Here is a 24,253-nt window from a genome sequence, read left to right on the forward strand (position 1 = left end):
ATAAACTCGATCAATCCCTATATCCAGAGTCGGTAGTTGTGAATGGCGCGCCCTGAAAGTCCTTGCCTCAGTATAGCGATCGCTCGCCTGAGAACCGCTGGGGCAAACCATTTTGCCACTTGGGTTCTACAAGCTCCCTATCCCAGCGGGTACGTTCACCACGACTGTATGTGGCCCGATACCCTATCCCAATCTTGGAAAGCTTGGCAGGAAATGTTTTCGCCCTCCGGGACAATTCACGAATTGCCCCTAAATCCTGATGGCAGTTTCGTCTCGCCGGAAAACAACCAGAATATACTGGCAGAAACTGAACAACAAAGTCCTCAGTCGCTCCACCTCGCTCCAGCGAAGCCCTCTGTGCCGCTCCACCTCGGTCAACAGGGGTGGGGCGACAACGGGGATCAGCATCCGCCTCGGCCACCGGCAAGCTACAGCAGCCGCCTGATGCAGCATTTGGGGATTAATCTTTGGCAGTGGCTGTTTGAAGGCCCGATTCAGGGTAGTCTCCAGGAAAGTAAAGGTATCGCGATCGGGCAAAATCTACCCCTACGAGTGCGCGTAGACTTGCGCGAACCGTATTTAATTGCTTTGCCTTGGGAAATTATGCAGCCTCAAGCGGGTCAACCGGCAATTTCTCTGTCGCAGCAACTGCTGTTCAGCCGCACTACCAGCAATGTTGAACCTTTGCCACCCCTACATCCTGCGGAGTCGCTCAACATTTTGCTAGTTTTGGGACAAGCAGAACCCGGCCGCAGTGCTAATTCTCAATTTTCCAACAGCAATAACGGTCATTTGCAGTTGGGAGAAGAAGCACTCGCCTTAGCTGGCGTTCTGGAAAGTGCTTTTCAAACCGAGGACAGCGGCAAATATTTTGACATCAGCGTTCCGACTCGCGTCGATACTCTGATCGAACCTACTCCGGCGGAACTCATTTCTCGGCTGGAAACGCAAGCTTACAACATTCTGTTTTACGCCGGCCACGGGATACCGGGCCCCGACGGCGGTTTGCTGTTTTTGGGGCCGGAAACGGCGATTAATGGCACTGAACTAGCTCAGGTATTAGTTCGGTGTCACGTGACTCTGGCGGTGTTTAATGCCTGCTGGGGAGCTCAGCCGGCGGTGGAGAGGCTGCACTCAACTAACGGCCAGCAACAGGCGATCGCCCGCAGCAGTTTGGCTGAGGTACTGATCCATCACGGGGTGCCTGCGGTGTTGGGGATGCGGGACTCGATCGCCGATCGCGAGGCCCGGAGTTTTATCCAAACTTTTGCCCAAGCTTTGGCCGGACGGATGTCGATCGATCGGGCAGTCGCCGTCGCCAGACAGCAGTTATTGACGCTCTACAAGTTCAATCAACCGGCTTGGACGCTGCCTGTGCTGTATATGCACCCTGAGTTTGACGGTCAGCTAACTGAGCCGGTAGATGACCTCAAAACTGAATTGCCTTTAAATTCTTCTACTTGGCTGGGTCGGTTGCCGTCTTGTGCTTATTTGCGGGGGCGCGATCGACCAAATGCCAAATCCACCGACTCGATTAATCAGGTTTGGCCGATTCGCGCAGGTATGGTTCGAGTCGGACGCTGGGAAGAAAACGATGTAGTGATTCGAGAACAGTGGGTTTCTCAAAAACACGCCGAGATTTTCTGCCGAAACACGATCGGAGATAGCCGGGAAGAACCTAGCTACTTCTTGCGCGATTTTTCTCGCTACGGGACTCTAGTTTTGGGATCTGAGGGATGGCAGAGAGTTCACCACCAAGAATTGCTGCTACGCAGCGGGACTCAGCTAAAATTTGGCAGTTCTCAAGGTCAGATTTTTGAGTTCACTATTGAGCTTCCCAAAACTTCGGGCTACAGTGAGTCTGATTGCGGAACGAATTAAGATGCGGGTGTAGCTAATGAAGGCAAGCGGCGAGTAGCACAGCAAAGTTCTGTTGAGTCTCCAGTCTGAATTTAAAAGAGTTACTTACCACTGATAGCTCGCAACTAGCTCTTGGCACAGTCCCCCTTCTATATTTTCCTTTTCCCCCTGAGGTATTACATCATGGCTACCCAATCTCCTGATTCTGAATATTTTCGCGACTCACAAACTCAAGCCCAGATGGAACTTCTCGCCACCATAGTTCAGACTGATGTTGCTTATCCCTGGAATCCTGCACAGCTTGAATCAGAATCTTATTTGGCTGCCCTAGAGCAGGAATTTGCGTTATCTGATTCTTTCAGCGACAGCGATATTGCCCTGAAGTCACAAGTTTTATTCTCGCAATTAGAACAAGTTTGGCTGACGACTGCTCTGCAAAAGTCTTTGCGCGAAAAATTTGCTCGCGTTCCTCAAGATTTTCTGGCCAGCATCGCTCAAAGCGTGCAAAACGCAACTGTTAAGTATCAATCTTTAGCTGACCAAATGGTGGAGTGCGTCTTAGATATTTTGCCTCAGTGGGCTGAGGAAGATTTGCAGGTGTTGGCACGTCCTTTGGCTTATGCCATGCGAGATGTTGATTCGGAAGGGGGGGAATTGGTCATGGCTACTAAAAGACCTTGGGCCCAATTGTCGGAAATAGAACAAGCCAGAGTTAGTTTGGCTGTCGCCCGCTATGCAATCTCGCAATTAGAAATTGCTGATTAGTTTTTTGATGGCTGGGTTTTTGGGCTGCGATCGCGGTAATTTTTTTTAATTAATATAAAATTAATCTACCTTTAGTTAGATGTCAAATTCGTCTAATTGCTAAATTCTCTGGATTGCTATAGTTTGATATAGCAATCCTATTTGATTTGTAGAGAAGATAATTTTTTTTGAACTATAGCAAGCGCGCCAGACGGTTAGGGCTCAGATGTGGCAGCATTTTCAATAAGCTTTTTAGGGGCGGCGTCGGAGAAGCGGCCCACAAGAAATATTTTTTATTGTGGAACAGGCCCGAAAGCCTGTTGCTGACATTGCTGCAACAGGTAAGTTAGGAGGTTCTTAATTGCTGAAATCCTTGCCGAAGATTGCTTCTGACCGAAAGCATCCAGGATACAAGCCCCCGAATTGATCCGTGGGGTCAATGCTTCAATTCTTTAATCTAAAATCTAAAATCTAAAACCGATTGACTTTTCTCCTAGGCAACTAAAGCCTTTTTCCTTCTTCCTTCTGCTATATTTTGCCAGGTTTGGACTCGCTAAGCAGTTTGGCAACCGCAAGCAAGATGAATTATCATACAAGGGTCAAAATGTTAAAAAATGTAAATAGAGCAATTGAGGTGTGTCGGAATTTTCAATTGAATTAAAAAGTGGACAGCAAGAAACCCTTACTTTTGCATACACGATGGGACTTTAAAATTATTTTATGACAACTTCAAGATTTGATCTTCAAGACTTGAAACGCCGCTTTTGGCGGATTTCGCGGGTGCCGGCGGCAACGCTAGTCGTGTTGGGGGCAGTTGCTTTCGCAGGTGCGATCGCCGGGGCCTGGTTTTCAGGTGAAGGTACTGTCAGCGGTATTTTTGCCACAATTAACACTTGGCAGCAAAACCCGCCTGTGTGGCTGCAAGTGCCTGCTACGAGCAAGATGTATTTGTTACTGCCGACTGTGGCACTTGTCTGTGTTGCTTTAGCTGCAATTAAAATTTCGCCTCAACCGCAGAAATGGTCGCGCGCTGTCGTAGTTGCAATAGTTCTGGCTTTAACCATTCGCTACGTTTTATGGCGATCGCTCGCTACTCTAAATTTAACCGATCCCCTCAACGGTATCTTTAGTTTGGGGCTGTTTTTCCTAGAAATGCTACTGGTTTTCAACACCAGTATTCAACTGTATTTAATGCTGAGAATGAAAGACCGGCGTCGAGAAGCCGATCGCATGGCAGTTGCAGTTGAAGCTGGAAACTTCGCCCCGTCCGTAGATATTTTGATTCCAACTTACAACGAGCCGGCTTTTATTTTACGGCGCAGTGTAATCGGCTGTCAAGCTTTAGATTATGCCAACAAAAAAGTATATTTGCTCGACGATACCAAGCGCCCTGAAATCAAGTTGCTGGCAAAAGAACTGGGATGCGAGTATATAACCCGACCCGATAATATTCACGCCAAAGCTGGAAACATCAATCACGCCACCGCCCTAACTAATGGGGAACTAATTGTAGTTTTCGATGCAGATTTTATTCCCACTAAAAACTTTTTAACTCGAACAGTTGGATTTTTTCAAAATCCCGAAATCGCCCTCGTTCAAACACCGCAAAGCTTTTACAACCACGACCCCATCTCCCGTAATTTAGGTTTAGAAAATGTACTCGCGCCGGAAGAAGAAATATTTTACAGGCAAATTGAAATCATCAAAGACAGCGCCGACAGTGTGGTTTGCTGCGGTACATCTTTTGTAGTGAGGCGAAGTGCTTTAGAAACAGCGGGAGGCTTGGTCACAGATTCAATCTGCGAAGATTATTTTACCGGAATTCGGCTGTCAGCAACCGGATATCGCTTAGTTTATTTAGATGAAAAATTGAGTGCTGGGTTGGCGGCTGAAAATATAGAAGCTCATCTAAATCAAAGGCTACGCTGGGCGCGAGGCACGCTTCAGGCCTTTTTTATTGATTCCAATCCTTTAACAATTCGCGGTCTCAGATTCGTACAAAGGCTGTCTCATTTGGAAGGATTGCTGCACTGGTTTACCAGTTTAACCAAGGTTTTATATCTGTTGATACCTTTAGGTTATTCGTTTTTCGGCATAATTCCTTTGCGGGCAAGTGCGCGGGAATTGCTGTACTTTTTCCTGCCTTACTATTTGGTGCAACTTACTGTATTTTCTTGGCTGAACCGCAGATCGGGATCGGCTTTGCTTTCCGATGTTTATTCCTTCGTTCAGTGTATTCCTTTAGCAGTGACGGTGGTGAGTTCCATGCTGAATCCCTTTGGGAAAGGGTTTCAGGTAACGCCAAAAGGAATGGCGAGCGATCGCTTTCGTTTTAACTGGAATTTGGGATGGCCTTTGATTGTCTTGTTCGCAGCTACCGCATTCAGTTTGTGGCACAATTTAAACATTAATTTAGTTAAAAATGTGGGCACCGTACACTCACTATCAGAAAGTGCACATTTGTCAAAAGGAATGAGTTTGGGATGGATTTGGAGCGCGTACAACCTGCTGATGATCGGGATTGCATTACTGATTTTGGTGGATATTCCTAAGCCGGACATTTACGAATGGTTCAATTTACGCAGGGTTGTACAATTGAATGTTGGCGGTAAAAGTTTTTGGGGTGTAACCACTGTAATTTCGGAAAGTGGCGCTGAAGTTGCCTTGACGCAGTGGCCAAGTTTTGCGGTGAAAAATAAAGGCAGTAAAGAAAGTTTTACAGCAGCAGAGATTTTGCCAAAATATGCCTTTGAGACAAGTTTATCGCAGGGTAAAATAAAAGCGATCCCTCGCAGTGCGGCAGTCAAGCCAAGGAGATCGGTAGCGCCGTCTGTTCTTGAGTTTGGTACTAAGGGAAGTTTTGCCAAAGGTTTGATTGATTGCGATTCGGCGACTCTGGAAATTATGGAAGAGAACTGTTTTATTCCTGTGGCTAAGATTGAGTTGGTGAGCGATAAATCTCAGTTGGGGTCGAGTTTTCGGGATGGGAAAGAGTGCAGTTTTCGGGAATTTCCCACTGTGCGAATTGCGTTCGATCGCCTGAACATTAGCCAGCACCGCTGTTTGATCGAAATGCTGTACTGTCGCCCGGGCCAGTGGCAGCGGCAGGAAACTCCCGGAGAATGGCGATCGCTGTGGCTGTTGCTGAGAATTGCTTTGAAACCGAGGGCTGTTTTTGAGAGGAATAGGGCAGTTAGACCGATCGCAGTTTCGCAACTTTAGAGGGAATTTCTCCTCGTGGGGAATTTTTCACGGCAGATATCAGCAGATGAAGGTTGATGGATTTTTAGATGACCTTAACTCATATCTTTTAAGTAATCGTGCAAAAATTTTTATACATTTTCAGTTAGCAAATAGAGAAAGTTTTAAAGATTTGGAAAAATTCTGGCGGTGGTTCTGCGCCAAGGTCGGTTTGGGTTGGCAACTGGGCAATCAAATACCAGAATCTTGGGATGAGTTATTTGGCAGCCCGGTTAGCTGCCAGATGTACTTCGAGCAGTATTTGCTACTCTCAACAACCAAACCCTTAGTGTTAGCTTGAGGCGATCGCGATCGCTTGTTTTGCCTATTCCAATTTGACATCGACTTTTGCGGATTTTTGCGAACTTGGCAGGAGGAAGCAAAAAATCGGGGAATTGGGCGAAAACTCCGGTTAGTCGTGGTACACTCCACTAAGCTGTATATCTCGCTGAGCGCAAATAAATCGCCGTTTAATGTGGGGCTACGGCCCTTTAAAAGCGAGCAAGTGTAGGATTGGGCGAAACGGCAAGGGCAGGATTGGTCAGCGGAAGATGCCCAGCAACTGACGGGTTTTGTAAACAGGAATACCTATTTAGTACGGGTAGGTCTTGATCATATCGGGCGTGGGGATGTCACTCCAGAGCAAGTGTTGCAAAACTCTCCCATCTGTGCCGGAATTTATGGCGATCGCCTACAACGACTGTGGAACCTACAACAGCAGCCAGAGTTGCTGGCAGGATTCGTGGAAGTTGTAAAAAGTAACACACCTGTAGAAGCAGCTTTAATTATATTACTAGCAATTTGCGTTACTACCATAACTGAAACACATTTTGCGATCGCTTGGAGGAAGTTACATTTGAAAACGGGATCTTTAACTATTGTCGGGACGGGAATTCAATTAGTTGGTCATCTGACCTTAGCAGCAAAGGCGTCGATCGAGCAAGCTGACAAGGTTCTGTTCGCCGTAGCTGACCCAGTTACTGCTAAATGGCTGCAGACACTCAATGTCACCGCAGAAGCCTTGCCTTACAATACCAACAATCAGTGGCGCAGAGAAACTTATCGAGAAATGGTCGATCGCATTTTGGCTGAAGTTCGTCAGGGGTTGAATATCTGTGCAGTTTTTTACGGTCATCCCGGTGTTTTCGCTTACCCTACCCATGAAGCAATTAAACAGGCGCGTCGTGAAGGTTTTAGGGCGCAAATGTTACCAGGAATTTCAGCGGAAGATTGCTTATTTGCTGACCTGGGTCTTGACCCAGGACGCAACGGATGTCAAAGTTTTGAAGCCACTGACTTTCTGATTCGGGGGCGTAAATTTGACCCGACCAGTGCTTTAATTTTGTGGCAGATTGCGACGATCGGCAATCTGGGTTTTTATCAAGAAGAGATTCAATTGCGCGGTCTAAATGTGTTAGCTGAAGTTTTAGAAACATACTATGGTGCTGACCACGAAGTAATTGTTTACGAAGCAGCGGTTTATTACCCGGTTTGCGAGCCAGTTATCCAGCATATTCCTCTGTCCAAACTGGCTGAGATTCGTGTTACTCTAGTTTCGACACTTTATGTTCCTCCTCAAGCGCCTGCACCTGTAGACAGTGAAATGATGGCGCGGTTGGGTATGTCTTTTGTGAAAGAAACTTAAGGTAGTTGGCCAAGAGAATGTAGTAAAAACTACACTTTTTGTCCAGCCGATAAAAAGTGTATGTGTTAGAGGAGAAAAAATGTGGTAATGTCGCTTTATATAGAACAAAACCCTGACGATGCTAAGGCTCTGGCTCATCATGGTGAAAACCATCGGCTGACGGGACATTTTGAAGCAGCTTTAGACTCTTTCAACCGATCGCTCGACTTGGAACCTAACAATGCTTGGGCGATCGCACATCGGGGCGAAACCTATTATTTGATGAAACGCTATCAGGAGGCATTCGCAGATTTCAACCGCGCCATTGAACTGAACCCTGATTATAATTGGGCGATCGCTCACCGAGGCGTAACCTACCGCTTTCTGGGAGAAGCATATTACCCAAAGGCGCTGGCTGACTTGGATCGAGCAATTGAACGTCAGTCGGATTACGTTTGGGCGATCGCTTATCGCAGTCGCCTCTATGAGTTGATGAAGTGCTACAAGAAAGCCTTGATTGACTTCGATCGAGCGATCGCCCTTGACGAAACCATATTTGCGGGGAAAAATTGGCAAATTGAGAAAGGGTTGATCCTTTGTTATGATGGCCAATATTCTGAGGCGATCGCCTGTTGCGAACAGAGGTTGCAACAAATTGCTGATGAGACTACAGCTTTGTACTGTATCGCAGTATCTAAGGCGCGTTGGCAGGGATTGGACAAAGCAGCAAGCGAAATTGAGCGATCGCGGACAGCATTACTTGCTCAATGGGAAACGGGCGATCGGGGAGATATTCTCTACCGACTCTGCGGTTTAGCAATCTTGACAGGTAACTGCGAACAAGCATGGGAATATCTGCGAGAAGCTATTCCTATCAACGATGAAGCCATTGAGTTAGTCGGTCATGATCCAGCTTGGTTGGATTGGCGGGACGACCCGATAACTCAGGCATTACTCGCTAGTTAAGTGTTTGAGAAAACAAATTTCAAGTAATTAAACATCAAGTGTCTTTTCAGGATAATTTTATGCAGATGGATACCAGCGATATGATGATGGCTCAACAAGCAGAAACTCTTCGCTTGTCAGGGGCTTACGAACAGGCAATCGAGATCTTTGAACAACTCCAAATGTATCCTGACAATGCTTGGGTTAATGCTCACTTAGGAGCAAGCTATTACCATGTGATGGATTATGGGAAAGCAAAACATTATTTAAAGAAAGCGATCGACAAAAACGATAGGTATTTCTGGGCTCATGCACAGCTAGGTGAAACCTATCGTCTTCGAGCAATTACGGAAAATAACAGAAGGCCAAAATATGTTGAAAAGGCGATCGAGCATTTCCAAAAAGCGCTTGACTCTAAACCACCAGAAGACAGTAACTATGCCTGGGCATTAGCTCACTTGGGGGCAACCCATCGCCTGTATATAACTAAGGGTATCAGCCAATTCCTGCATGAGCCGATATCTCAGCAACCTAATCCAGAGAATTCTTGCGGACAAGAAAAAATACAACAACACGCAGAAGACGCTTTGAAATGCCTTAACAGAGCGATTGAACTCATGCCTACATACGCTTGGGCATGGGGTATGCGATCGACAGTTTACAGATTGACTCAAGACTACAAAAATTCATTCTGGGATTTGGGAGTTGAAGCTGTAATAGCTCCCAGTATGGAGATTATGCAACAGTCTTCTTCTCCCGTTCCATTCTTGAAAAGTGGCAGGGTAAATCTTTACGAACACGCTTTCTTGTCTTTTTATTTGACCAAGAAACACTCAGACCCAGAGGATAAAAAAAGACACTACATTAGGGCGATCGCTTTTCTCCAACAAGCTTTGATACTTAGTCCAGGGGACTTGATGGCTAAGCTAATTCTCACCATAATTGAGGCTAACCAAAAGAAGGAAGAAAGAGGGTCATTAAAACCAAACGACATTAAAAAGATTCAAAGAAAATTAGAGCAGTTTTTTGAAGATACAGAAGTGGAGTTTTGTCAAAAAATTAAAAAGGTATTACGACATCAAATTAATGTTCCAAAACCGTCAGTTAGTATAGAGCAGTTGCAATGGATAAATAGTCATGCTGAGGAGGGACATAAATTAAAGAAGCTTGTTTTGGAAGAGGTGATAAAGAACCCTACATCAGGTGTTGAAAAAGAGCCTCAATTATGGCTATGGAAAAACTTTGAAGTGACAGAAATGTGGAGTTATATTCTTTTCTTTCTTGGCGAAGTAAGCCATCTTCTGGGAAACAAAAGTAATATTGGTACAGAAACGGCTTATCTAGAGCTTGCATTCCTCATCAATCCTTACTACGTTACAGAAAGGCTTTATCAAACTCCAGTGTTTTCACATGAAGACAGAGTAAAGATATTTAAAAAGTTGCACGATGATGGAATAGTGTTAAAATTTTCTGAACCCAATTAATGAAACCCTTAATTGCCAGAAAATCAACTGAAAAAATCAATGACGATTAGTTTAGTTCTTCACTGTTCGCGACCTTAGAGATTTAGGAGAATATCCCATGAGTAACCTATTGGATTTGTTAACAGATTTAGCACTTGACCCCAAGAAACAAAGTGCTTTCATCAATAACCCCAGTTCTTTAATGGAAGAAGTGGGTTTAACTGAAGCAGAACAAACCGCAATGATGAGTGGTGAAAATGCTAAAATTGCCGCAATCTTTGCAGAAGAACAAGTTACGTTTGCTACTACTTTTTTCGATCCCGGCCCCGATCCCTTGCCAGATCCAGACCCTTTTCCTCCTTCTCCACCGCCAGAACCCGAACCTGACTCTGATGAGGATGTGGGATTGAAGTCAAATCGCTCATAATTTTCTACACTTGGAAAAGTAGATTGATATTTCATCAACTCAAACCGCACTTGTTGCGGTTTTTTGTCATAAAAACCTAACTATGCAAAATTACCAAATTACTGAAAAACTGCATGAGAGCAGTAACTCGTTAGTCTATCGCGGATATCGGCAAGCAGACAATCTGCCTGTTATCCTCAAAATGCTCAAACAAGCCTATCCTTCACCTGAAAAAATTGCCTGGTTTAAGCGAGAGTATGAAATAACCCAAAACATTAACTTACCAGGGGTAATAGATGTTTACAGCTTCCAAAACCTAGAAAATCAGTGGGTAATTGCCTTAGAAGATTTTGGTGGTGAATCCCTCAATCGGATAATCGCTAAGAAGCAATTTACAATTGCTGAATTTCTCCACCTGGCAATTGAGATTGTTGACATTCTCGGTCAGGTTCACCAACAGCATATCATTCATAAAGATATTAACCCATCAAATATTATTTTAAATCAGCAGACAGGTAAGCTGAAGCTAATTGATTTTGGCATTTCCACAACACTGTCGCGAGAAAACCCAATCTTTCGCAACCAGAACGTGTTAGAAGGAACGCTGGCATATATCTCGCCAGAACAAACAGGTCGCATGAATCGAGCCATTGATTACCGCACTGATTTTTACTCGCTGGGCATAACCTTTTATGAATTACTAACCGGACAGTTACCTTTCCCCACGAATGATGTTTTGGAATTAGTGCATTGTCATATTGCTAAACAACCTACCCCACCGCACGGACTCAAACCAGAAGTTCCACCTATTATTTCGACCATCGTGTTGAAATTAATGGCAAAAAATGCTGAGGAACGCTACTTATCAGCATATAAAATAAAGGAAGATTTACAAGAATGTCTCAGACAATGGCAGAGCAAAGAGCAAATTGACTCTTTCCCCGTCGATCGGCACGAGATTTCCGATCGATTTCAAATTCCCCAAAAACTGTACGGGCGAGAGCGGGAAATTTCTGCCCTATTAGCTGCTTTCGAGCGAGTCAGCCAAGGAACCAGTGAAATGATGCTGGTTTCTGGATATTCTGGGATTGGAAAAACAGTATTAATCCAGGAGATATATAGGCCGCTGACTCGCCAACGCGGTTATTTTATTTCTGGTAAGTTTGACCAATTTCAACGAGATACTCCCTACGCATCCTTAATACAGGCATTTCGTTCGTTAGTACGGCAGTTACTAACAGAAAGCGAGGCAGAAATTAGCAAGTGGCGAGAGAAACTCCAAGCAGAATTAGGAGAAGCTGGAGGGGTAATCGTTGAAGTTATTCCTGAAGTAGAACTAATTATTGGTTCGCAACCACCCCTACCAGATATGCCACCAGCAGAACAGAGGAATCGCTTTAATCTGGTTTTTCAAAAATTTATTAATACATTTACTCAGCCCGAACATCCATTAGTAATTTTCTTAGACGACTTACAGTGGGCAGATATAGCATCGCTGGAATTAATTCAACTGCTGATGACAGTAGCAGATAATAAATATCTATTTCTCATGGGCGCCTATCGCGATAATGAAGTAACCGAGGCGCATCCTCTAACTCAAATTTTGGAAAATATTGCCAAAGCAAAAGTAACAACCATTAATAAAATATTGCTGGCACCTTTAGCCTTAACCGATATTACGCAACTTTTAGTTGATACGCTTTTTGCGGAATCAAAAAATGCTAAGCCACTTGCCGAGTTGCTCCAGCAAAAAACTGGTGGCAATCCGTTTTTTATCAATGAATTCTTAAAATCCCTGCATTCTGAAGCCTGGTTATATTTTAACTACAAATCTCAGAAATGGCAGTGGGACTTAAAGCAAATCAAAGCGCAACCGCTTACAGATAACGTTTTAGAACTAACGAGCAAAAATTTAAAAAAACTCCCGACAGCAACTCAGGCAGTCTTAAAATTAGCAGCTTGCGTAGGAAATCAGTTTGACTTGAAAACACTGGCGATTGTATATGAGAAATCTCTCCAAGAAACAGCAACAGATTTACGGTCAGCACTCCAATCCGGTCTAATTATACCCCTCAGCCATGCCTATCAGTTGGCGGAACTTGATGTCGAAGGTTTGTCCGATCGGTTAGTTGCAGAATACAAATTTGCCCACGATCGCATTCAACAATCAGTTTACTCTCTCATCTCCGAAGTAGATAGACAGTCAGTACATCTGTGCGTGGGAAGGTTGTTACTCCAAAACACATCATCTGAAGAATTGTCACAGAAGCTGTTTGATATTGTCAATCAGTTCAACAAGGGACGTGCGCTAATCGAGCGACAAACAGAGCGATACGAGTTAGCTCGATTAAACTTACAGGCAGGTAAAAAAGCAAAATCTTCAGCGGCTCACCAACCCGCTTTCAATTACCTTCAGATCGGCTTAAGTTTGTTAAATAAAAAGAGTTGGTCGCAGCAGTATAACCTTACCTTAGATTTGCATTTAGAAGCAGCAGAAGCAGCTTATACAATTGGCAACTACGATGAAATGGAGCGCTTAGCTAGGGTAGTTTTGCAAAAAGCCCAAACTCTGTTAGACAAAGTAAAAGTTTATGAAGTCAAAATGCAAGCTTACTGCGCCCAAATGAAATTCCTAGAGGCGATCGACATTGGTCTAGAAGTTCTGAAATTACTTGGGGTAGAATTACCGCAACGACCGAACCAATCCGATCTGATGCGAGAGATAGAGCAGATAAAATCTGCTTTAGCGGGCAGACAAGCCCAGGAATTAATCGACTTACCGCCAATGACCGATCCGTATAAACTAGCAGCTATGCGGGTGATGAACTACTTGTCGAGCCCTGCGTTCATAGCACTTAATCAACTGAGCTTGTTAATGTGGTGCCGACAGGTAAATTTATCGATTCAGTATGGTAATTCTGCTAACTCGGCTTTTCCGTATGTAGGTTACGGACTGATTCTCTGCTTATCAGGAGAGCTTGACACTGGCTATCAATTTGGTCAACTTGCTTTGAAGCTACTAGAACAATTCAAAGATAGAACATTTAAAGCAAGAATTTATGCAATATATAAGGGATTTATCAAGCATTGGAATGAACCTCTTAGAGACACATCTTCTTTTTGCATGGAAGCCTATCAAAATGGGATAGAAACTGGAGATATTGAATGTGCTGCTAGTGTTAGGCATAGCTATGCTTACACTTTGTACCTCAGCGGTGTGGAGCTGAGCGATGCCAAGAAAGAGATGGCGAAAGCCCTTAAAGTTACTTATCAAACTCAGCAGAAAGCATACATTCGTTGGGCTGAAATCTATATGCAGGCGATCCTGAACTTAATGGGACAAGCAGAAAATCCCTGCTGTTTGATTGGTGAAGTATACGACGAACAAAAGATGATACCAGTTCATCAAGCAGGTGGCGATCGAACTGCGCTCATGCACGCTTACTCCCATAAACTTCCCCTGTGTTATCTTTTCGAGGATTTTCAGCAAGCTGTGGAGAATGCAGACCGTTTTGAAGAATACTCAGCTAATGCAGGTTCTTCGTTTATTCTCACTACCGCCTATTTGTATGATATGTTAGCCCGACTGGCGCTATATCCTAATTCCTCAGAGACGGAAAAAGAAGAAATCCTGGCAAAGGTAGCTGCTAAACAAGAAAAAATGGAAACATGGGCAAAGCAGGCTCCCATGAATTACCTGCACAAATTCTATCTAGTCGAAGCGGAACGCGATCGCGTATTAGGCAACGATAAGGATGCCAGAGAATATTACGACAAAGCCATCATCTTAGCCCGCGAAAACGAATATCTCAACGAAGAAGCCCTCGCCTACGAACTAGCAGGCAGGTTTTATTTAGCCAGAAATCAAAATCATGTTGCCCGTCACTACCTGCAAGATGCCCACTATGCCTATCAGCGTTGGGGGGCTGTAGCTAAAGTCAAAGATTTGGAAGCGCGATACCCGCAATTTTTAGCCATTCAGTCGCTTAGTTCAACCCGAACAGATACTGAAAATAATACCATCAATCCAATCACCACAACTGGTAGCAATTCCGGCGAAGCGCTAGATTTTGCCGCAGTAATGAAAGCATCCCAAGCTATTTCCGGTGAAATCGTTCTCGAACAATTGTTAAACCAGGTGATGAAAACTGTGATTGAAAACGCAGGGGCCCAAAAAGGTTTTCTCATTCTGGATCAAGGCGGGAATTGGGCGATTGAAGCGGAAGCTGCAGTAGAATGCGAGATCATTACCATTATGCAATCCATTCCCGTAGATTCCGTAGATCCTGCAACTGGAATTCCCCTGCTATCAACCGCCATAGTTAACTACGTCGCTCGCAGCCACGAAAATGTAGTATTAAATAACGCCACCGATGAAGGACTATTTACCCGCGACTCTTACATTACCGCAACTCAACCCAAATCGATTCTCTGCACTCCCCTACTCAATCAAGGCAAACTAGGTGGAATTCTCTACTTAGAAAATAATTTGGCGATCGGCGCATTTACCTCAGAAAGAGTCGAAACTTTAAAAATCATCGCCGCTCAAGCTGCGATCTCCATTGAAAATGCAACTCTCTACGAAAAATTAGAAGATTACAACCGAACTTTAGAGCAAAAAGTAGAAGATCGCACCGCACAATTAGCCCAAGCTAATGCAGAAATATTGGTTTTGAACGATCGGCTAAAAGTAGAAAACCTTCGCATGAGTGCCGAACTAGACGTAACCCGCCGCCTACAACAAATGATTTTGCCTCAACAGCAGGAATTAGAGTCAATAGAAGGGCTAGAAATTGCTGCATTCATGGAACCGGCTGATGAAGTTGGCGGCGACTACTACGACGTACTAAATCACGGCGGCAAAGCCACAATTGGCATCGGCGACGTGACAGGACACGGTTTAGAAAGCGGCGTGTTAATGATTATGGCGCAAACAGCAATTCGCACTTTGTTGGTTCACAATGAAACCGACCCAGTTAAATTATTGCAGACAGTCAACCAAACGCTTTTTGACAACGTAGAGCGCATGAATTGCGGTAAAAGTATGAGCCTTTCTTTGCTGGAATATCGGGGGGACAACATCCTGCGTTTGAGCGGACAGCACGAAGAGGTGATTGTCGTGCGTTCTAGGGGCGAAGTAGAGCGGATTGATACCATGGAGTTAGGCTTTCCCATCGCCTTGGAACCAGATATTGCCGATTTCATTGCTACTACTGAAATAGAGTTAAATTCCGGGGATGTTGTCGTACTCTACACAGATGGAATTACCGAAGCTTTTGATATGAATCAAAAGGAATACGGTATTGAGCCAATGATTGAACTTGTTGCCCTTAACAGGGAAAAGTCAGCAGCAGAAATCAAGCAAGCTATTATTGACGACGTGCGGCGATACATCGGGGAGCAAAAAGTATTTGATGACATTACTTTGGTAGTAATCAAACAGAAGTAAGTATGGGATAATTTAGTTGCGGCAGTGTCCGTACGCCCAAATAATCAAGAACACTTAATGAGAGATGTCAGTCTCACCCGATTAATTGTAGGGAAACGGCACTGCCGTGTCCTGATTGTGCGTAAGATGAATTCCGATGCAAGCGGATTTGATATAATTACTCATCTTGTAAGCATTTCTGCTTGATAATCCCTAGAACTTATTTCTGAATATTATCACCTAAATTTCGCGATCGCCAATAGTTTACAAACCAGATATCGGCACAAACTCGTAACCGTAACTCGTGCGATTTCCGGGTTTAACAGTTACTAATTGAACTGCGCGATTACGATCGCCCGAAGGTAAAAACCGAATCGGGCCGGATGCTCCATTTGCCGAAAAATCTGACGCCGATAAAGCTTGTTGAATGCCTGTACGAGTCGGAGTGCGCCCTAAACCGGCAATTAAGGCGATCGCCGCATCGTAGGCTAAAGCTGTGCGCCAACTTACTTCAGCATTCCAAAGTTGTTTGGATGTTTGGGGAAAGTTTAACTGCGGATCTGCGAGAATGTGCCAAGGAACTGCCAGCACCATATCTGTTGCTGCCGCGCCACCGATTTGCAGGACTTTAGCAGTATAAACGTCGTCTCCTGCGAGTAAAGGCAGGCGTTTGGCGTTTACTTGCACTACTTGCAAAGCTTGGTCGAGCGTGGCGGTATTGGCTGCTAACACAATCACTTCTGCTCCCTGGGCGATCGCGCTTTTAAAGCTGTCGGCCGCATTAAAATTACCCTTAGCAAAGTCAAATTCCGATACTACTTGTCCGCCATCTCCGTAAAGAGCAGTAGTGAATTCACTTTTTAAAGATTTGCTATAATTGCTAGCAGAATTGAAAAATACAGCAGCTTTTTTCTTTTGCAACTTTGTCAGCATATAGCGGGAAAGAGCATTCGCAGCAAATCGATCGCTCGGCACTGTCCTAAATATATTGCTGCCAATTCCTGAGAGTTGCACAGAGGTACTGATGGGAGAAATTGCTACTAATTGATTTTGCTGGTAAATCTTGCTGGCTGCTAGCGTTGCGTCAGAACTAAAGTGCCCGATCACTCCTAAAACTTTAGAGTTATTTGCGATCGCGCTGGCAATTTGCGAGGCAATCTCTGGGTTGTTGTCGTCGTTAGCAATTAGCACTTTTAATGGAGTACCGCTAATGCCACCGCTTTGGTTGATTTCATTTTGAGCTTGAGCGACGCCCCGCAGAATTTCTTGAGCACCATTGATATCGCTGCCAATGGGAACTGCGGCGGCAATTGTGTAGGATTTTCGATCGCCGATGCGGGCGTTGTTGAGGTAAATTAGTGCTTCTGGATCGTTGAGATTGGTTTTCAGCGAAGCTTGTAAGTCTGAAATAGCTGCGTTATAGTTGCCAGATGCGATCGCCGCTACAGCTTCTTGTTTTTTTGCTGTCGATCCCCCGGAAATTAACAGTTTGTTTCCCGCGCTCAAACGCTGCTCAATTGACTGTTCTGACTGCGGTGATTTATTAGATAACGCCTGATTATCGGGAGACAAACCTCCGAAATTCGTGCCGCTGCGGTTTGTCAGCCACCAAATGCCTGCACCCGCTAGCCCTAGGGTAATTAGGAGTGATAAGATGAGAACAGCAGTTTCGTTTTTTTGTGACATAATTTTACATCTTTAGATTTTTGAAATAACGAAGTCAGAAGAAATCAGGAAGGCACTCTCAAAGATTTTGACACGGATACACGGATTAATTATCGAGCGTTCTTTCTGATGTTGAAGTCAGAAGTCAGAAAAGCTACTCTACTTATATTTTGACATTTTTATTAAGTTATTTTAGACTAACGAGCTAGATGGCAATTTTAGATGATGTTGAATTTACATATCATAAAGATGGAAAAATTGTTTTTCCTTAATGATATCTTTAGGTTTTGCTCCAGGTTCAACAGCAAAGGAGCCTGTAACAGCAAGGACTTCGGTAAAATAATTAAAGTTTGTTGAAATTTATAAAAATAGCTGCAATACTTTGTAATGTAAAGAGGAAAGTTGAAAAATCTCTAAAGATAAACTAATTGAATGGCGAGGTCGCTAAGGTAGTATATATGACGGTTTGTCACAGAAAAAGAGTGTTAAGCTCGGCTAAGCTCAGTAAAAGTAAAAGCTCGCTATTTAATTAAGTTCGATCGATAACAAAGGCTAAGGTAAAGTTCATGGCAAACTCAGTTGTAAATCAGCCAACCGCAGCAGCAGGAGTGCAGTGGCAGCCAAAAGATATTATCCGCGGCCTAGTGTGGAAAATTGCGATCGCAACCTGGCTGTTAATGGCTGTAGGCAGCGCCACGCGAGTCATGAATGCGGGGCTCGCTTGCCCCGACTGGCCGCTGTGCTACGGTCAATTAATACCCGCAGCGCAAATGAATTTGCAGGTATTTCTGGAATGGTTCCACCGATTGGACGCTGCGGCAATTGGCTTGAGCGCGATCGCACTTTTAGGACTATCTTTGTTTTACCGCAGCCGCCTGCCAAAATGGCTGCCTTGGGCGAGCGCTGGGGCAGTATTTTTAATCGTTTTTCAAGGCGTATTGGGCGGCTTGACAGTAACACAACTGCTCAGATTTGACATCGTTACCGCTCACTTGGGAACAGCTTTACTGTTTTTTGGCGCCCTGCTAGTCATCGGTTTCATGCTGACTCCCTACGAAGCTACAGGAAATGTCGGCAAATTGGCTTGGGTAAGTTCGATCGCAGCATTGTTAGTTTACCTGCAAAGTTTGCTAGGAGCATTAGTAGGCTCTAGATGGGCACTGCACCAATGTTTGGACTCCTCAGAATTGTGCTCGGTGATGAACAGCCACATCGCCGGTATCGTACCAGCTACAGCAGCGACTTTAGCAGTAGCAGTCATGGCTTGGCGGCAGCCTGCACTGAGTCCAAACTTGCGAAAACTCGCTAATTGGGCGAGTGTTTGCCTAATTGCTCAATTAGTTCTGGGATTAGCAACTTTCCGGCTGCACCTTCAGGTAGAACCGCTGACAGTGGCCCACCAAGCAGTCGGTGCTGCTTTGCTGGGAACCCTGATAGCTTTTAGTGTTTTAGCTTGGCGCGATCGAGTTTTATCAGCTTGAGAGATAAGACTAAAGTAAGAGTCGGCGGGTTTATTAATCCTTGTAGCTACACCAAATATTTCTCGTAAAACCCGCCACTCCCACCTAATGACTAATGACGAATTCGCAAATAATTACTAACAGCTTACAACCGATGCAAGAAATTCTTACCAACGACCGCCCGCGCCTCCACGAAAACTTTTCGCAAGTCGTGAAAAGTTACTATCAACTAACAAAACCCAGAATTATTTTACTGCTGCTAATCACCACCTCAGCAGGAATGTGGATGGCGGCCAAAGGAGAAGTAGATCCGCTATTACTGGTATCAACTATTACCGGAGGCGCTTTAGCTTCTGCGTCGGCGAATACGATTAATTGTGTCTACGACAGCGACATCGATTATATTATGGAGCGCACCCGGTGGCGGCCGATTCCTTCCGGGCGTGTCAAGAAGCGGGATGCTTTGATATTTGCGATCGCCCTAGCTACAATATCCTTTACATTGCTCACAGTTGTTGCCAACTTATTAGCTGCATTGCTAGCAATGTCAGGCATCGTTTTCTATGTCCTAATTTACACCCACTGGCTGAAGCGTCACAGCGTGCAAAACATCGTCATCGGCGGTGCAGCAGGGGCGATTCCCCCGCTAGTTGGGTGGGCTGCGGTTACGGGAGATTTGAGTTGGGGTGCGTGGCTGCTGTTTGGGATTATATTCCTGTGGACACCGCCGCATTTTTGGGCATTAGCAATGATGATTCGCGAGGAATACAAGGAAGTAGGCGTCCCGATGTTACCCGTAATTGAGGGCGACGAAGCCACAGCCCGCCAAATTTGGATTTACACGCTATTGATGATTCCTGCAACTTTGCTGCTAGTTTATCCCCTGCATTTAGCGGGCGCGGTGTATGCGGGAACAGCTATTTTCCTGGGTGCTATTTTTGCCCAAAAAGCTTGGTTGCTGTTGCAGACTCCAGAGGATAAGACTGTTGCGCGATCGCTCTTTAAATACTCTATTCTGTACCTGATGCTATTGTGCGCTGGAATAGTGGTTGACAGTTTGCCTGTGACTCATAATTTTACTACTGCTGTTGTACAAAATGTGCAAACTTTGATTAGTGCAGTTGTAATGTAGTCTGCTTTTAGAGCCCCGACTTCTTTAAGAAGTCGGGGTTCTGAGTATTTAGCTATTTTTTAAGTATTTACCCAAAAACTCTAACTGGTTAACCATTTCCTCTGCTGTCTTATTAGCAGTTAGTTCCATAATGACTCTAACTTGCTCGCCGACGGAATAGTCTTGTGAGATCAGCGCAATGCCAGCATGAGATTCCTCTCTGCCAAGGAACTCAGTATGTAACTGACAGAAGTCTCCAATATTGTGACTGTACAGAACTCTGTTTTGAGTGGCAGCTAGCCGAAGTTGTTCTTCGTCGATTAATCCTTCTGTTTGAGTTTCGTTGACGGTGGTTACATCGACTTGACGTGCCCGTAATGCCCGTAGTAGGGATTGATCCTGGGAGTCTTCATCTAGGTAAAGCCTAATCTCACTCATGCTTCTTGACCAAAGTTGCTGTACAAAGCTTCAAGACGCTTGGCTTCTGCTGCTTGATTAATCAAATCAGTTTCAATTTCTGCGGTGTTGGCATGATAGTAAGTTAATGCAGCGTAGACTTCGGCGAGGGTGAGATGTCCGATGCGATCGCAAATATCTTCAGCATTCAATCCTCGCTTGTACCAGGTTACAATCCGGCGAACGGTAACGCCTTTACCGAGGATGTGGGGACATCCACCATGCAGTCCGGGAGTGCGTGTAATGAGCGTACCAATGTCAATAGATACTGCTGTGGTCATAAATTTTATCATTTTAACTATACTATACTCATAATAGATGAAAACCCATAGAGGCGCAGTGGTTATGAACTGGAAAGCACACATTCACTCAAATCCTAAAATTCTGCTTGGCAAGCCTGTAATTAAGGGGACACGAATATCAGTGGAGTTCGTTCTAGGGCTATTTTCAGAAGGTTGGACGCAGCAACAAATTCTAGAAAACTACCCAACGCTTAATGCTGAATCTCTACAAGCTGTGTTTGCTTTCGCGGCGGAGTGCCTCAAAGAAGACGTATTTTACACGCCTTTACTCTTTGCTGAGGCAAGTTAATGGGGTTTCTAGCAAATGAAAACTTTCCACCCAGTGACTTAACCATTTCGACAGATGAAACTACCCAACGGAGATAAGGCACTGCTTGGCGACAAGCTTGAGCGATACTCACTAAATATGCAGCATCCCAAAGGAAAAGATAAAGCCATCCTGTTTAGAAATCGATTGGGAATTACACTAGAAAACAAAACTATTTTAGAAGCCGCTATATTAGAATCTGCGGTCAATCAGGAGGCGGAAATTTACAAAACAGACAACTATGGAACCCAGTATGATATCAAATTTTTCATGACCACGGAAACCGGAAGCTCTTGGGTGCTGTCATGTTGGATGATTCGCACCGATGAAGACTTTCCCCGGCTAACTAATACCTATCCTGTCAATAAGTGAGGATACTGTGATGACATTACACGAGTATGATGTTGTTGCCTTGACCGAAGAAATTCACGCAATCCATAAAGCAACCTCTCAGCCAATTTTGCTGCGACCGGGACAAGTTGGCACTATTCTCATGAGCTTTGAGGATCGTGCTTATCTAGTAGATTTTGCGGATGCTCAAGGTAATACCTATGCAATGGAAACCATTCCCTCAGAGAAACTCATGGAACTCGTTTATGAGCCACTTCCTGCTTACGCCTAGCCTACGAATAATACTTTACAGAGTATTGAGTTGGAAGTGGCGATCGCAGAATTATATCGCGGTGTGAGTGTGGGGCGATAAATGAGGTAAGCTAGAGACAAAGGTTTCAAACAATTTTAACCCAGGCCACCATCCGTTGCTTATCTGTTTGACAGAATTACAGTGAACCCAAGACAATGTGGCGGTCGTCCCTGCATCCGGGGAATGCGGATTCGAGTCATCGATATCCTAGAGTTGCTGGCTGCGGGTGAGCAAATTTTTAAGTTTATCGAAGAATTTCCAGACTTGGAAATTGACTATATTAAAGCTACGCTTCTGTATGCAGTCCGCAAGCTCGATCGTCCTGTTTTAGCCGCATGACAATTTGGTTGAATTTTCATCGAACGGCAGCAATTGCTATGTGAATTAGTGCCACTTTTGGTGACATACATCAGCGATCGATCGGCGGTATTTTTCTCTTCTATTGGGTATTGTACCGCAACTGCGATACAATTATAAGTTCGACTGCTAGATTTTCGTAAACTCGTAATCAGTTGATATATTTCGGGAATGTCTGAAAAAACTCTGCTAAGTGAAATTGTTCATTGTCCCCATGCACGAGAGTGTCAAGAAGATCTTTCTGTTGAAAATCCATGTCGTAAAATTGTTGACTCTCAAAATGCAATTGGGTTAGAAAAATTTCAAGTGCCTGAACCTTGGAGTGGACAGATAGAGCAAGCACCCATTCTCTTCCTGAGTTCAAATCCATCAATTGGCTTTGATGAAGATTACCCAACTTGGGATTGGTCATGTAGCGAAGTACACGATTATTTCAATTACCGTTTTGGAGGAGGACGTAAGCACTGGATCGTTGATGGTACAAAATCCTTGCTAAAAGACGGGAAATATAGTCGCTCTACTCGATTTTGGGCAGCGGTTAGACAACGTGCGATTGAGCTACTTCAACGGAACGTTAGTCCAGGCATTGATTATGCGCTTACCGAGATAGTGCATTGTAAGTCTCGTGCCGAAACTGGTGTAGAAGAATCACAGGAGCAATGTGTGGAAGCCTACTTGTTGAGAGTTTTAGAACTAGCAAGAGCAAAAGTGATAGTGGTACTGGGGGCACGCGCAAAGCAAGTGATTCAAAGCCAATTCAAGATCTCTACAGCAAATTCAATATCCGAGTTCGTTGAGATAGGGAATCGTGAAAGATTTTTTGCTTTTCTCCCCCATCCAAATGCTCGGACCCACCGTTCTTTTGCTAAGTGTTTACAGGGTGATGAACTTGAAAAGTTACGCGCTTTTTTGCGGTAGCATCAAAATACGGCAAGAGATGCGCGCACTCGAACAACGCCAATGCACCCGACCGTCGAGATCCTGTCGGTGGCAGTCTGAGGTAATTTGCGGCGGGTGATTGGCAACGTTAGACCGCTAAATCCGAGTTGGGTAGTGGCTTGAATGTATCTATCAAATTCCAACTGACAGGTGAATGCCATGCAAGCCAAACTTCAAGAACCACTTTCTCCTGCTGATGCCGAAGTTATTTTGGGACGCTTGTCAGAAGGAATTCAAGCGGCTCTAATTGCGCGTGCTGCGGAAATTGAATATCCGATCGCAACTGTGATCGAAATGGCGATCGCCAATTTTCTCGACACAGAAGCATTAGGTTTCGTAGATTGCAAACCAGGAGGCGGGCAGTAAAATCGAGAAGTCCCAGGCGATGAAGTTTTTGATAAGGTGAAAGCCCGATCGCTAAAATGATGAATAGATGTTGCTGCCAAGATAACCATGACCACCATCACCCTCAACCTCTCTCCCGAACTCGAACAGCAGATCCGCACTGAAGCATCTCGACAGGGCGTTGAACCCGATCGCTACATCCTCAACGCCCTGCAAGAACGCCTCCAGCCTAGACTTCCAACCACCCAACCTACTGAAGCCGACTTGCTGCAACAAATTAACATCGGCTTTAGTGCACAAACCTGGGAAGAATACCATGCCCTCATCGCCAAGCGTCATGCCGAAACCCTGACTCCCGAAGAACACAAGCAACTGATCCAAATGAGCGATCGCCTTGAACAACTCAATGTTGCCCGCATTCAAGCCTTAATTCAACTTGCAACCTTCCGCAACCAACCTCTGACAGATCTGATGCAAACCCTTGGCATCAATCCTCAACCCGATATCGTTGATTATGTCTGAATCCCGCCTCACACAGCACCAACGACAATTCATTAAACAACGCGCCAATGGTTGCTGCGAGTATTGTCTCAGTCAAGCTAAATTCTCTCCAGATCCCTTCTCCATTGAACACATTATCCCTCGCTCCAAAGGTGGCACCAGTGATTTGGATAATCTGGCGATCGCTTGTCAAGGGTGCAACAATTTCAAATACAGTCATAGTGAGGCGATCGACCCCGTTACAGGTAGCTCTGTGCCACTTTATCATCCTCGACAGGATAACTGGAGCGAACACTTTACTTGGAGCAGCGATTCGACTCAAATGTTGGGTTTAACACCGACTGGACGCGCTACCATCGATCGGCTGCAACTCAACCGAGAAGGAGTAGTCAATCTTCGAGGAGTCCTGCATTCTATCGCTCTACATCCACCTCACAATGATTCGTAATTGAATTAT

Annotated in this window: 21 protein-coding genes and 1 pseudogene; 19 read left to right on the top strand and 3 right to left on the bottom strand. The window is 44.7% G+C overall.

The window, feature by feature from the left end:
* Window positions 1-42 precede the first annotated feature (42 nt).
* From QUA70_RS00090 to QUA70_RS00130, 9 genes and pseudogenes are all read left to right on the top strand, one after another.
* Window positions 43-1,881, top strand: coding sequence for a CHAT domain-containing protein (locus QUA70_RS00090; RefSeq protein ID WP_333344720.1), 1,839 nt, complete (start codon window positions 43-45; stop codon window positions 1,879-1,881).
* A gap of 162 nt (window positions 1,882-2,043) precedes the next feature.
* Entirely contained in the window at window positions 2,044-2,625 is a 582-nt protein-coding gene (locus QUA70_RS00095; protein WP_190733456.1) for a hypothetical protein, read from the top strand.
* A 699-nt stretch (window positions 2,626-3,324) separates the two neighbouring features.
* On the top strand, window positions 3,325-5,826 hold the full coding sequence (locus QUA70_RS00100; RefSeq protein WP_333344718.1) for a glycosyltransferase family 2 protein: 2,502 nt from the start codon (window positions 3,325-3,327) through the stop codon (window positions 5,824-5,826).
* A 46-nt stretch (window positions 5,827-5,872) separates the two neighbouring features.
* Window positions 5,873-6,565: pseudogene (locus QUA70_RS00105) on the top strand (AAA-like domain-containing protein); the annotation flags it as partial.
* A gap of 21 nt (window positions 6,566-6,586) precedes the next feature.
* A complete protein-coding gene (locus QUA70_RS00110) occupies window positions 6,587-7,489 on the top strand; it encodes an SAM-dependent methyltransferase (RefSeq protein ID WP_333344746.1) in 903 nt (300 codons plus the stop codon).
* Window positions 7,490-7,576: 87 nt separating this feature from the next.
* Complete coding sequence (locus tag QUA70_RS00115; protein WP_333344716.1) at window positions 7,577-8,434, top strand: tetratricopeptide repeat protein; 858 nt, start codon at window positions 7,577-7,579, stop codon at window positions 8,432-8,434.
* 59 nt (window positions 8,435-8,493) lie between these two features.
* Window positions 8,494-9,897 (top strand): hypothetical protein, encoded by a 1,404-nt coding sequence (locus tag QUA70_RS00120; protein ID WP_333344715.1) that lies wholly within the window; start codon window positions 8,494-8,496, stop codon window positions 9,895-9,897.
* A gap of 97 nt (window positions 9,898-9,994) precedes the next feature.
* A complete protein-coding gene (locus QUA70_RS00125) occupies window positions 9,995-10,303 on the top strand; it encodes a hypothetical protein (RefSeq protein WP_333344713.1) in 309 nt (102 codons plus the stop codon).
* 82 nt (window positions 10,304-10,385) lie between these two features.
* Complete coding sequence (locus QUA70_RS00130) at window positions 10,386-15,731, top strand: AAA family ATPase (RefSeq protein ID WP_333344711.1); 5,346 nt, start codon at window positions 10,386-10,388, stop codon at window positions 15,729-15,731.
* A 243-nt stretch (window positions 15,732-15,974) separates the two neighbouring features.
* On the opposite strand, the gene QUA70_RS00135 is transcribed toward QUA70_RS00130, so the two are convergent.
* Window positions 15,975-17,396 (bottom strand): ABC transporter substrate-binding protein, encoded by a 1,422-nt coding sequence (locus tag QUA70_RS00135; protein WP_333344709.1) that lies wholly within the window; start codon window positions 17,394-17,396, stop codon window positions 15,975-15,977.
* 545 nt (window positions 17,397-17,941) lie between these two features.
* Here QUA70_RS00135 and QUA70_RS00140 point away from each other — a divergent pair.
* Both QUA70_RS00140 and QUA70_RS00145 read left to right on the top strand, forming a co-directional pair.
* On the top strand, window positions 17,942-18,856 hold the full coding sequence (locus tag QUA70_RS00140) for a heme A synthase (RefSeq protein WP_333333842.1): 915 nt from the start codon (window positions 17,942-17,944) through the stop codon (window positions 18,854-18,856).
* Between the two features lie 133 nt (window positions 18,857-18,989).
* Entirely contained in the window at window positions 18,990-19,967 is a 978-nt protein-coding gene (locus QUA70_RS00145) for a heme o synthase (protein ID WP_333333850.1), read from the top strand.
* A gap of 48 nt (window positions 19,968-20,015) precedes the next feature.
* Here QUA70_RS00145 and QUA70_RS00150 read toward each other — a convergent pair whose 3' ends face one another.
* Complete coding sequence (locus QUA70_RS00150) at window positions 20,016-20,384, bottom strand: DUF5615 family PIN-like protein (protein WP_333344707.1); 369 nt, start codon at window positions 20,382-20,384, stop codon at window positions 20,016-20,018.
* Complete coding sequence (locus QUA70_RS00155) at window positions 20,381-20,683, bottom strand: DUF433 domain-containing protein (RefSeq protein WP_333344705.1); 303 nt, start codon at window positions 20,681-20,683, stop codon at window positions 20,381-20,383. Before QUA70_RS00155 ends, QUA70_RS00150 begins: the two co-directional genes overlap by 4 nt.
* A gap of 64 nt (window positions 20,684-20,747) precedes the next feature.
* Between QUA70_RS00155 and QUA70_RS00160 the strand changes: the two genes are divergently transcribed.
* From QUA70_RS00160 to QUA70_RS00195, 8 genes are all read left to right on the top strand, one after another.
* Window positions 20,748-20,993 (top strand): DUF433 domain-containing protein, encoded by a 246-nt coding sequence (locus QUA70_RS00160; protein WP_333154900.1) that lies wholly within the window; start codon window positions 20,748-20,750, stop codon window positions 20,991-20,993.
* Between the two features lie 54 nt (window positions 20,994-21,047).
* Complete coding sequence (locus tag QUA70_RS00165; protein ID WP_015174268.1) at window positions 21,048-21,383, top strand: DUF6883 domain-containing protein; 336 nt, start codon at window positions 21,048-21,050, stop codon at window positions 21,381-21,383.
* A gap of 10 nt (window positions 21,384-21,393) precedes the next feature.
* A complete protein-coding gene (locus tag QUA70_RS00170; protein ID WP_015174269.1) occupies window positions 21,394-21,633 on the top strand; it encodes a DUF4926 domain-containing protein in 240 nt (79 codons plus the stop codon).
* A gap of 162 nt (window positions 21,634-21,795) precedes the next feature.
* A complete protein-coding gene (locus tag QUA70_RS00175; RefSeq protein ID WP_333344703.1) occupies window positions 21,796-21,993 on the top strand; it encodes a DUF433 domain-containing protein in 198 nt (65 codons plus the stop codon).
* 189 nt (window positions 21,994-22,182) lie between these two features.
* Window positions 22,183-22,929 (top strand): uracil-DNA glycosylase family protein, encoded by a 747-nt coding sequence (locus tag QUA70_RS00180; RefSeq protein ID WP_333344702.1) that lies wholly within the window; start codon window positions 22,183-22,185, stop codon window positions 22,927-22,929.
* 180 nt (window positions 22,930-23,109) lie between these two features.
* Window positions 23,110-23,316 (top strand): hypothetical protein, encoded by a 207-nt coding sequence (locus QUA70_RS00185; protein ID WP_333344700.1) that lies wholly within the window; start codon window positions 23,110-23,112, stop codon window positions 23,314-23,316.
* Between the two features lie 87 nt (window positions 23,317-23,403).
* On the top strand, window positions 23,404-23,817 hold the full coding sequence (locus QUA70_RS00190; protein WP_333344698.1) for a hypothetical protein: 414 nt from the start codon (window positions 23,404-23,406) through the stop codon (window positions 23,815-23,817).
* Window positions 23,810-24,244, top strand: a complete 435-nt coding sequence (locus tag QUA70_RS00195; protein ID WP_333344696.1) for an HNH endonuclease — start codon at window positions 23,810-23,812, stop codon at window positions 24,242-24,244. The genes QUA70_RS00190 and QUA70_RS00195 overlap by 8 nt, the downstream gene beginning before the upstream one ends.
* Window positions 24,245-24,253: the final 9 nt, after the last annotated feature.

Origin of the sequence: Microcoleus sp. LAD1_D5 (assembly GCF_036702115.1) — a bacterium.
GTDB lineage: Bacteria > Cyanobacteriota > Cyanobacteriia > Cyanobacteriales > Microcoleaceae > Microcoleus.

Bases quoted from the DNA above. Each gene is read 5' to 3' on its own strand.
- QUA70_RS00145 (WP_333333850.1), top strand. From the start codon at position 18,990: ATGCAAGAAATTCTTACCAACGACCGCCCGCGCCTCCACGAAAACTTT.
- QUA70_RS00140 (WP_333333842.1), top strand. From the start codon at position 17,942: ATGGCAAACTCAGTTGTAAATCAGCCAACCGCAGCAGCAGGAGTGCAG.
- QUA70_RS00180 (WP_333344702.1), top strand. From the start codon at position 22,183: ATGTCTGAAAAAACTCTGCTAAGTGAAATTGTTCATTGTCCCCATGCA.
- QUA70_RS00190 (WP_333344698.1), top strand. From the start codon at position 23,404: ATGACCACCATCACCCTCAACCTCTCTCCCGAACTCGAACAGCAGATC.
- QUA70_RS00095 (WP_190733456.1), top strand. From the start codon at position 2,044: ATGGCTACCCAATCTCCTGATTCTGAATATTTTCGCGACTCACAAACT.
- QUA70_RS00185 (WP_333344700.1), top strand. From the start codon at position 23,110: ATGCAAGCCAAACTTCAAGAACCACTTTCTCCTGCTGATGCCGAAGTT.
- QUA70_RS00090 (WP_333344720.1), top strand. From the start codon at position 43: ATGGCGCGCCCTGAAAGTCCTTGCCTCAGTATAGCGATCGCTCGCCTG.
- QUA70_RS00120 (WP_333344715.1), top strand. From the start codon at position 8,494: ATGCAGATGGATACCAGCGATATGATGATGGCTCAACAAGCAGAAACT.
- QUA70_RS00195 (WP_333344696.1), top strand. From the start codon at position 23,810: ATGTCTGAATCCCGCCTCACACAGCACCAACGACAATTCATTAAACAA.
- QUA70_RS00115 (WP_333344716.1), top strand. From the start codon at position 7,577: ATGTCGCTTTATATAGAACAAAACCCTGACGATGCTAAGGCTCTGGCT.
- QUA70_RS00150 (WP_333344707.1), bottom strand. From the start codon at position 20,384: ATGAGTGAGATTAGGCTTTACCTAGATGAAGACTCCCAGGATCAATCC.
- QUA70_RS00165 (WP_015174268.1), top strand. From the start codon at position 21,048: ATGAAACTACCCAACGGAGATAAGGCACTGCTTGGCGACAAGCTTGAG.
- QUA70_RS00170 (WP_015174269.1), top strand. From the start codon at position 21,394: ATGACATTACACGAGTATGATGTTGTTGCCTTGACCGAAGAAATTCAC.
- QUA70_RS00160 (WP_333154900.1), top strand. From the start codon at position 20,748: ATGAACTGGAAAGCACACATTCACTCAAATCCTAAAATTCTGCTTGGC.
- QUA70_RS00135 (WP_333344709.1), bottom strand. From the start codon at position 17,396: ATGTCACAAAAAAACGAAACTGCTGTTCTCATCTTATCACTCCTAATT.
- QUA70_RS00125 (WP_333344713.1), top strand. From the start codon at position 9,995: ATGAGTAACCTATTGGATTTGTTAACAGATTTAGCACTTGACCCCAAG.
- QUA70_RS00130 (WP_333344711.1), top strand. From the start codon at position 10,386: ATGCAAAATTACCAAATTACTGAAAAACTGCATGAGAGCAGTAACTCG.
- QUA70_RS00155 (WP_333344705.1), bottom strand. From the start codon at position 20,683: ATGACCACAGCAGTATCTATTGACATTGGTACGCTCATTACACGCACT.
- QUA70_RS00100 (WP_333344718.1), top strand. From the start codon at position 3,325: ATGACAACTTCAAGATTTGATCTTCAAGACTTGAAACGCCGCTTTTGG.